Source organism: Streptomyces sp. NPDC051051 (assembly GCF_040682975.1).
Lineage (GTDB): Bacteria > Actinomycetota > Actinomycetes > Streptomycetales > Streptomycetaceae > Streptomyces.
Genome location: NZ_JBFBCB010000009.1, coordinates 160,477 through 168,798 on the forward strand (window position 1 = coordinate 160,477; position 8,322 = coordinate 168,798).

The 8,322-nt window shown below is 74.9% G+C and carries 7 protein-coding genes; 3 read left to right on the plus strand and 4 right to left on the minus strand.

Annotated elements, in window-relative coordinates; all coding sequences use genetic code 11:
• Positions 1 to 62: 62 nt before the first annotated feature.
• Complete coding sequence (gene infC, locus AB0N31_RS10090; protein WP_363089180.1) at positions 63 to 764, minus strand: translation initiation factor IF-3; 702 nt, start codon at positions 762 to 764, stop codon at positions 63 to 65.
• Positions 765 to 1,146: 382 nt separating this feature from the next.
• Here infC and AB0N31_RS10095 point away from each other — a divergent pair, with 382 nt between their 5' ends.
• Entirely contained in the window at positions 1,147 to 1,524 is a 378-nt protein-coding gene (locus AB0N31_RS10095; protein ID WP_363089181.1) for a DUF1844 domain-containing protein, read from the plus strand.
• A gap of 6 nt (positions 1,525 to 1,530) precedes the next feature.
• Here AB0N31_RS10095 and AB0N31_RS10100 read toward each other — a convergent pair whose 3' ends face one another.
• The gene (locus tag AB0N31_RS10100) at positions 1,531 to 2,262 is read right to left on the minus strand and encodes an SseB family protein (protein ID WP_366057929.1); all 732 of its coding nucleotides are present in this window, start codon (positions 2,260 to 2,262) and stop codon (positions 1,531 to 1,533) included.
• 150 nt (positions 2,263 to 2,412) lie between these two features.
• Here AB0N31_RS10100 and AB0N31_RS10105 point away from each other — a divergent pair, with 150 nt between their 5' ends.
• Positions 2,413 to 3,384 carry a serine hydrolase gene (locus tag AB0N31_RS10105; protein ID WP_366057930.1) on the plus strand — a complete coding sequence of 324 codons (972 nt, stop codon included), beginning with the start codon at positions 2,413 to 2,415 and terminating at the stop codon, positions 3,382 to 3,384.
• 45 nt (positions 3,385 to 3,429) lie between these two features.
• Here AB0N31_RS10105 and mycP read toward each other — a convergent pair whose 3' ends face one another.
• Positions 3,430 to 4,632: a type VII secretion-associated serine protease mycosin gene (gene mycP / locus AB0N31_RS10110; protein WP_366057931.1), complete on the minus strand. Its 1,203-nt coding sequence runs from the start codon at positions 4,630 to 4,632 to the stop codon at positions 3,430 to 3,432.
• Positions 4,629 to 6,749 (minus strand): hypothetical protein, encoded by a 2,121-nt coding sequence (locus AB0N31_RS10115; protein WP_366057932.1) that lies wholly within the window; start codon positions 6,747 to 6,749, stop codon positions 4,629 to 4,631. Before AB0N31_RS10115 ends, mycP begins: the two co-directional genes overlap by 4 nt.
• Positions 6,750 to 7,028: 279 nt before the next feature.
• Between AB0N31_RS10115 and AB0N31_RS10120 the strand changes: the two genes are divergently transcribed.
• Positions 7,029 to 8,231, plus strand: coding sequence for an amino acid deaminase/aldolase (locus tag AB0N31_RS10120; protein WP_366057933.1), 1,203 nt, complete (start codon positions 7,029 to 7,031; stop codon positions 8,229 to 8,231).
• Positions 8,232 to 8,322: the final 91 nt, after the last annotated feature.

Genomic DNA, 8,322 nt, shown 5'->3' on the forward strand with positions numbered 1-8,322 from the left:
AAACCGGGCACGGGTGGAGCGTCGCTTGTATCGGTTACGTCCTGGGACTGACGTCCCGGGGGTCACGCCTCGGCGGAAGCCTCGGCAGACTCGGACGGCACGGAGTCCCCGGAATCCTCGGCGTTCACGGCGTCGGAATCCGCGGCGTTCTGCGAGCGGCCCGGGTTGGCCTTCGCTTCGGCCTTGCGGGCCTCCTGGGCCTGACGTGCCTCGGCCATCGCCTCGGTCTTCTTCTTGTGCGGACCGAGAACCATGATCATGTTGCGGCCGTCCTGCTTCGGGTTCGACTCGATGAACCCGAGGTCCTGGACGTCCTCCGCCAGGCGCTGCAGCAGTCGGTAGCCCAGCTCGGGCCGGGACTGCTCGCGACCACGGAACATGATCGTGATCTTGACCTTGTCGCCCTGCTTGAGGAACCGGACGACGTGACCCTTCTTGGTGTCATAGTCGTGCGGGTCGATCTTCGGCCGGAGCTTCATCTCCTTGATGACCGTGTGCGCCTGGTTCTTGCGCGCCTCACGGGCCTTCATGGCCGACTCGTACTTGAACTTCCCGTAGTCCATGAGCTTGCAGACCGGCGGGCGGGCGGTCGCCGCGACCTCGACCAGGTCCAGGTCGTACTCCTGCGCAAGCTCCAGTGCCTTGGCCAGGGGGACGATGCCCACCTGCTCGCCACTGGGACCGACAAGTCGCACCTCGGGAACGCGAATCCGGTCGTTGATGCGGGGCTCGGCGCTGATGGATCCTCCTCGGTAGCACCACACGGCAGTCTGGCGAACGGCCGCGTAACGTCTGTGTTCGATTGGTTGACAACCACGCCGAAGCACAAAAAATGCCCCGCCGATCACACGCGGGGCTCCAAGCACTACCGGAGCACCGCCGCGAGGACCGCGGGGCGCACTACCGGGCGACTCCATCGTCCGTACGGAACGATGGTGGCCGCCTGACCGGGGTGACCCGCCGCCTCGGAGGGTGGTCGGGTGGGAGTTCGGAGCCTCCACTTGTGGGCCGGGTCCGCCTGCCAAGAGGCACGCGTGTCCGACCGGTCGTTACACGAGACTAGCAGCTCGTTCACACGTGCGCGAATCCGGTGCCTCCCGCCTCCTGCTGTCAAGGGGGCGTGCGGCGGGCCCTATCGTGTGGGGCATGAGTGAGACCTCCCCCTCGGACAGCCCCGAGCCCTCCGGCACCGCCGGTTTCGACGAGATGACCCGCGACATCGCCGAGGTCCCGGCGGTCGAGGTGATCGTGACGGTCGCCGTCAACCTGATGAGCGCGTCCGCCGTGAAGCTCGGTCTGACGGAGGAGGGCGACAAGTACAAGGACCTGGACGAGGCCCGCAAGCTGATCACCGCCCTCGCCGGTCTGCTGGACGCGAGCACGACCGAGATCAGCTCCTTCCACGCGGCACCGCTGCGCGACGGCCTGAAATCGCTCCAGCTCGCCTTCCGCGAGGCCTCGCTCGTCCCGGACGAGCCGGGCCAGGGCCCGGGCGAGAAGTACACCGGGCCGGTCTACGGCTGAGGCCCGTCAGTCGCGCAGGTAGAAGGGCTCGCCCGGAGGGGTGGTTCCGGCCGGCAGGAGTGCCAGGTCGAGGCCGCGCACCAGGCGGGCCCTCAGTGTTTCGTCGGCGGCGATGCGCTCCGCCACGGCCTGCGCGGTCTCGGCGGGAGCGGCGTCCTGGGCCAGGACGAGGGCGAGGGTGCCGTCGGACCGGCCGGGCACCAGGTGGGCGCGCAGGACGGCCGGTTCGGCGGCCACCGCGGCCCGTACCGCCTCGACGACCGCCGGGTCGGCCAGCGGGTCCGTCGTGGTGCGGCCCTCGGCGAGCGCCAGCAGCGCGGGCCCCGTCAGTTCGAAGGCGACCGGCCCGGCCATGTCGAGGACGACCGTGTCGGCCTTCTCGTGCGCGGCCGCCCGGAGGGCCTGGTGCAGGGGTACGGCCACGGGGCGGGCCTGCGGGTCCCAGCGGGCGAGGGAGGCGGTGGAGGTGAAGGCCGGCAGCGCCGTGCGGTCCCCCGCCTTCAGGGTCGGCACGGCCATGTCACTGGTCTTCTCGCGGCGCAGTCCGTTCTCGTCCTCCTCGACCTCCCCGAGCACGGCGACGACGGGGACGAGCAGCCGGGCGCCCTTGAGCGCCTCCAGCACGGGCCCCACGGCGGTGCGGTCCTCGGCCCAGGCGGCGAGCGCCGCGCTCAGTCCGGGGTCGGCGGAGCCGTCGTCGTCGGAGAAACCGGGGTCGGGAATGTTCTTGTTCGCCACGGTCACCGAGCCTATCGGGGGGAAACCACCGGCTTTGCGCGGGGCCGGAAACACGGTGGTGACCGCTTTCACGGGTTTCTCAGACAGCCCTGACACACCTCTCACCCGCGTCCAACGGGACGCACAGTCGGCGCCTCCAGCATCACGGGCATGGAGTCCTCCAGAGCACGCCGCGGCAGCCGCACCCGTCCGTCCGGACGCCGTCCCCTCCTCTCCTGCGCGCTCGCCTCCGTGGCCGTGCTCGGTGCCTCGGCGGCCGGGACGGTGTACGTGAAGGCCCAGGCGCATCCGGGTCCCGGCACCGTATCGTCGGCGGCACCGTCGCCCTCGGCGTCGGTGTCGGTGTCGGCGAGCGGGGAGGCGTCGGTGGAGCCCGTGATCCAGTCCGGGTCCGGGTCCGTGGTGGACCGCGACGCCCTGCTGGCGAAGGCGATGGCCTCGGTGACCGTGCCGGACGCCGCCGCGGTCTCCGTGGCCGTGCTCGACATGGGGACCGGGCGGAGCGCGGTCCACGGCACCGGTGCCTTCGACACGGCGAGCATCGTCAAGGTGGATATCCTGGCGGCGCTGCTGCTCCAGGCGCAGGACGCCGGCCGGCAGCTCACGGCGCGGGAGAAGGCGTACGCGGCCGCGATGATCGAGAACAGCGACAACGACTCCGCGACCGCGCTGTGGAACTCCATCGGCGGCGCGGCGGGGCTCGACGCGGCGAACCTGCGGTTCGGACTCACCGGCACCCGGGGCGGCGACGGCGCGCTGTGGGGGCTGACCCGGACGACGGCCGCCGACCAGCTGACGCTGCTGCGGCAGGTCTTCGGCACCGCGTCGAAGCTGAGCGGGGCCTCGCGGACGTACCTCCAGGGGCTGATGGGGCAGATCGCGGCGGGCCAGCGCTGGGGGGTCTCGGCCGCCGCCGACGGGTCCGCGTGGGCGCTGAAGAACGGCTGGTTGCCGCGTACGGCGACGGGACTGTGGGACGTCAACAGCATCGGCCGGGTGACGTCCGGCGGGCACGACTACCTGGTGGCCGTGCTGTCGGACGGCAACGGGACCCAGGCCGAGGGGATCGCGCTGGTGGAAGCGGCGGCGAGGGCGGCGCTGTCGGCGTTCACGGACGCCTGAGCGGACCGGTCCGGCGGCCGGGCCGGGGTGGGAGGGAAACGGCGTCTACAGGACGTCGTACTGCTGCTGCCCGTCCTCGCGGTCGCGGGTACGGCGGCCCCGCCACAGGATCACGGCGGCCACCAGCAGCACTCCCCCGGTGCCGCCCGCGAGCGGACCGGCCCAGCCCGAGGTGTCGTCCTCGGCCCTCTGCTCGTCCGGGCCGGGGCCGAAGTACTCGTCGCCGTACGCCGCCGCCCGCAGGCCCTCGGGTTCGAGGCCGGCGGCGGCCTTGATCGCGGCGGCCGGGTCGATGAAGCCGAAGCCGCGGGAGTCGTCGCGGCCGCCGGTGGGAGAGTTGCGGGCGGTGTCCTCCAGCAGCTTCTTGATCTGCGCCGGGGTCAGGTCCGGGTGGGCGGCCCTGACGAGGGCGGCCGCGCCGGAGACGAAGGCCGCCGCGGCGGAGGTTCCCCAGCCCTCGTAGTACTTGTGGTCGGGGTCGGCGATGACGACGTCGACCCCGGGGGCGCTGACCGTGGCGTACCAGCGGCGGGTGGAGAAGGAGGCGCGGGTGCCGTAGCGGTCGACGGCGGTCGCGGCGATGACGCCCGGGTAGGCCGCCGGGTAGGAGATGTGGTCGCCCTTCTCGCCGCCGTTGCCGGCCGAGGCGACGACGACCGAGCCCTTCTCGAGCGCGTACTGGACGGCCTCGTCCTCGGCGGGTTCGGGGTGGGCGGAGGCGGAGTCGTCGCCGAGGGAGAGGTTGATGACGTCGGCGCCCTGGTCGGCGGCCCAGCGGATGCCTTCGGCGAGGGCGTTGCCGCGGGTGTTGCGGGCTTTGGTGCGGGACGGGTCGCCGTCCTCCAGGATCACCCGGACGGGCAGGATCTTCGCCTCCGGGGCGATGCCCATGACGCCGTCGCCGTTTCCGTGGCCATGGCCGTGACCGGCGATGATGCCGGCCATCGCGGTACCGTGGCGGGCCCAGGCGCGGTCGCCGGGCCCGGCCCCGAAGCCGACCATGTCCCTGCCGGTCAGGACGTTGCCGGCGAGGTCCGGGTGGTCGGCCTCGACGCCGGTGTCCAGGACGGCGACGGTGACGCCCCTGCCCTTGGTGGTCTGCCAGACCTCTTCGGTGTGCAGGGCCTCCAGCGCCCACTGCTTGGCCCGGATGCCGTCCGCGTACGCGGTGGTGGGCGGCACCAGGGCGACCGCGGCGGCCAGCAGACAGCTCAGCACACCGGCCCGGCGGACACCGCGCCCGCTCATGACGGCGGCTCCGAGGGAGACACGGCGGTCTTGCGCAGGCCGCGCTCGATGCGGTCGGCGAGGCCCTTCGCCTCGTGGCCCAGGCCCGCCTGGGCCACGGCGGTGGTGGCGCTGGAGGCGGTGGCCTCGACGGCGGGCTGGGCGGCGGCGACCGTACGGCCGTCCGCCCAGCCGGACACGGCGTAGACGACGACGGGGGCGTCGGTGAGGACGGACACCGTCCACGAGGCGCGCTGCGCGTCGCCGAAGGCGGCGGCGAGCGTGCCCTTCGCGGCGTACGGGCGGGGCATCAGGTCGGTGCGGCCGGCCAGGCCCTCCTTGTCGAACCTGGCGTCGAGGGCGCGCATGCCGGCCGCGTCGGCCTTGGTGAACAGCAGGCCCACGGTGGTGACGAAGCTGCGGGTGGCGTCGGTGTAGGTCGCGCGCAGCAGGCGGGCGCAGCCGACCGGGGCGAGGGCCTTCCCGAGCAGCGGGTCGAGGGCACCGGCGCAGCCGCTGTCCGGGGCGACGCCGATCCGCGTCCAGGTGCGGTCGGCGCCGCCGGGGCCGGCGCCCTGTCCGTCCACGGTCGGGGGAAACAGCCGGTCGACGGGCACGTTGTGCCACAGGCCGCCCGCGGTGGCGTAGACGCTCCGCTCCCCCGCGTCCGCGGGGTCGCCGACGAGCCGACTGCCGGTGACGGCACCGCCGATGAGGCCCAGCCCGAGGACCACGCAGGCGGCCGCCGCGGCGGCGTGCCCGCGCAGCCGGCGACGTCCCGCGCGCGGGGCGTCGCCGTACCCCTCCGGGGCCGCGAACGTCACGACGGGCCGTGTGGCGCCAGGCGCTCCGCCCGGCACCATCGGAGCGCTCCACGACAGCGCCGGATCGGGTCCGGCCCCGGCGGCCGGGGGCGGCGCGTCGAAGTCGGGGTGGCGCAGGGGTGTCGCGGGACTCCAGGCGGGTGGTGCGTCCGCTTCGGGGTGCCGTCCGGGAACGGCGGTCGACAGCTCGTCCCGGTGCTGCCCGGGCGCGGGCGCCCAGGAACGCGGGAGGGGGCTCCAGGCGGTGCCGGGGGCGGGAGGGCCGGGGTGGTCGGGGGCGCGCTCACCGGGGGCGGCGGGGGCTCCCGGCGGGGCGGGGGCGCCGGGGCGGGAGGGGGCGACCGGGTGGGCGGGGGTGCCCTGCGCGTCGTGGGTCTCCCGGCGGGAGGGGACGACCGGATACGCAGAGGCGCCCGGGCCGGCAGGAGCGCCCGGTACGTCGCGGGTCTCCCGGCGGGAGAAGGCGGGCGGGGAGGCTTCCGTGCCGGGGGCCGAGGCGGGGGTCCGGTCAGGAGCGGCGGTGCCGGTCGCGCCGTCCTGCGCGCCGGGCCGGGTGGTGGTGGCCCGGGGGGCGGCGGAACGGTCCTGGCCGGTGGCCTCCGAGGCGGTCGGGCGGGCGCCGTTCGCAGGCGCGGTGTCCGGGTGCGTCGGACGGATCGCGTCCAGCCGTGCGGGACGGCGGGCGGCCGGGCCTGCCGGGCGGGAGGCCTCCGGACCGGCGTGACGGGACGCCTCCGGACCGGTGGCGCGGGAGGGGGCCGGGTGCGGGGAACGGGCGCCGTCCAGGCGGGCGGGGCGCGGGACGCCGGGACGTGCCGGATCGGCGCCGGCCCATCCCGCGCCGACGGCACCGTCCGATGTCGCGCCGCCGGCACCGTCCGGACCGGTTGCCGGGAGGGAGCCCCCCGGGCGGGCCGGGCGCGGGGCCTGCGGGGTCGCGGGACGGCCGCCGTCGGTGACCGCGGGCCGGAGGCCTTCCTCCGGCCGGCGCGCCCCGGTCCGGGACGGGCCTTCGTCGTTCCTGCCGCTCGGGGGCGGGCCGTCCGGGAAGCGGGCCGACGCGGAGGGCGGGGGCATGTGGTGCGGGGGTTGGGGCGGCAGGTGCGGGAAACCCGGCGCGGCGAACGGCTGCTCCGGGACCCGGCGCGAGGACGCGGACGGGTCCGTACGGAACGGCGGGAACCCCGCGGGCGGCGGTTCGGGCGTCCGGGAGTCCGGGGCCCGGTCCGGATCCGCGGACGCCGGCGGGTGGGGCGGGCGGGGTGGGGTCGCCGGGGGCGGGGGAACCGAGGCGCGGCGTGCTTCCGTGCTCATGCGCCCCCGTTTCCTCGTGCCCGCGCCGTCGTCACCCTGCGCGGACCGGTCTCCTCGGTCCGGCGGCCCCGGTGCCGACCCCGCCGGCCGTCCTGGGCACGCATACCCGCACGGGCGGACCGGCATCCCGGCACGGGCGACCGGCCGGAGCCCTCCTCCGTGCGTGCGCGTCACTCTACGGCTTGTTCCTGCGCGAACGGGAACCAGTCCGCACCCCGGGGGGCATCTGCCCGGAACGTCCCCCTACCCTGCGGTAATCCGGTCTGGCAGGCTGCGTTCATGACTGCGCGCGCCGCCGACCGGGCCCGGTACGACCGGGCCACCGCCCATCTCGACGCCCCTCTCGCCGTCGTCGACCTGGAGGCATTCGACGCCAACGCGGACGATCTGGTGCGCCGGGCGGCCGGGAAGCCGGTCCGGGTCGCCAGCAAGTCCGTCCGCTGCCGGGCCCTGCTGGAACGCGTCCTGGCGAAGGACGGTTTCGCGGGCCTCATGTCCTTCACCTTGGCCGAATCCCTGTGGCTGGCCCGGTCGGGCTTCGACGACGTCCTGCTCGCCTACCCCTCCGCCGACCGCTCCGGCTTCGCGGAACTCGCCGGCGACCCCAAGCTGGCCGCCGCCGTCACCGTGATGGTCGACGACGTCGCCCAGCTCGACCTCATCGACTCCGCGCGCGGCGAGGGAGGCGAAGTGGTGCGGGTCTGCCTGGAGTTGGACACCTCGTTGAAGCTGCTGGGCGGCCGGGTGCGGGTCGGCGCGCTGCGCTCGCCGCTGCACTCCCCGGCCCAGGTCGCCGACCTGGCGCGGGCGGTGGCCCGGCGGCCGGGGTTCCGGCTGGTGGGGATCATGGCGTACGAGGGGCACATCGCGGGCGTGGGCGACTCGGTGGCGGGACGGCCCCTGCGGTCACGGGCGATCCGGCTGATGCAGGCCACCGCCCGCCGTGAACTCGTCGAGCGGCGCGCCGCGGTGGTGCGCGCGGTGCGGGCCGTGGTGCCGGACCTGGAGTTCGTCAACGGCGGCGGCACGGGCAGTGTGCAGCACACGGCCGCGGAGGACGCGGTCACCGAGATCGCGGCGGGTTCGGGACTGTACGTGCCGCGTCTGTTCGACAACTACACGTCGTTCAGCGGCCGCCCGGCCGCCCTGTTCGCCCAGCCCGTCGTACGGCGGCCGGGCGTCGGCGTCGTCACCGTCCTCGGTGGCGGTTACCCCGCCTCCGGTGCCGCCGGCGGCGACCGGCTGCCGGTGCCGTACCTGCCGGAGGGACTGCGCTACGACCCGCAGGAGGGGCCCGGCGAGGTGCAGACCCCGCTGCTCGGCTCCCCCGCCGACGATCTGCTGATCGGCGACAAGGTGTGGTTCCGGCACGCCAAGGCCGGTGAGCTGTGCGAACGGTTCGACACCCTGCATCTGGTCGAGGGCGACCGGGTGACGGCGACCGTGCCGACGTACCGGGGCGAGGGCCGGACGTTCCTCTAGGGCGTGTTTCGAAAGTAGCGTCGTCTGCCCGAAGGGCAGGCCCGGCGGCGTCTGGTGCGTGCGATCGCAAGGCGGAGGGTCGCCCCGATAC

Excerpts from the sequence above, each read along its gene's own strand:
- AB0N31_RS10120 (WP_366057933.1), top strand. The coding sequence starts at position 7,029 with ATGACTGCGCGCGCCGCCGACCGGGCCCGGTACGACCGGGCCACCGCC.
- AB0N31_RS10095 (WP_363089181.1), top strand. The coding sequence starts at position 1,147 with ATGAGTGAGACCTCCCCCTCGGACAGCCCCGAGCCCTCCGGCACCGCC.
- AB0N31_RS10115 (WP_366057932.1), bottom strand. The coding sequence starts at position 6,749 with ATGAGCACGGAAGCACGCCGCGCCTCGGTTCCCCCGCCCCCGGCGACC.
- mycP (WP_366057931.1), bottom strand. The coding sequence starts at position 4,632 with ATGAGCGGGCGCGGTGTCCGCCGGGCCGGTGTGCTGAGCTGTCTGCTG.
- AB0N31_RS10105 (WP_366057930.1), top strand. The coding sequence starts at position 2,413 with ATGGAGTCCTCCAGAGCACGCCGCGGCAGCCGCACCCGTCCGTCCGGA.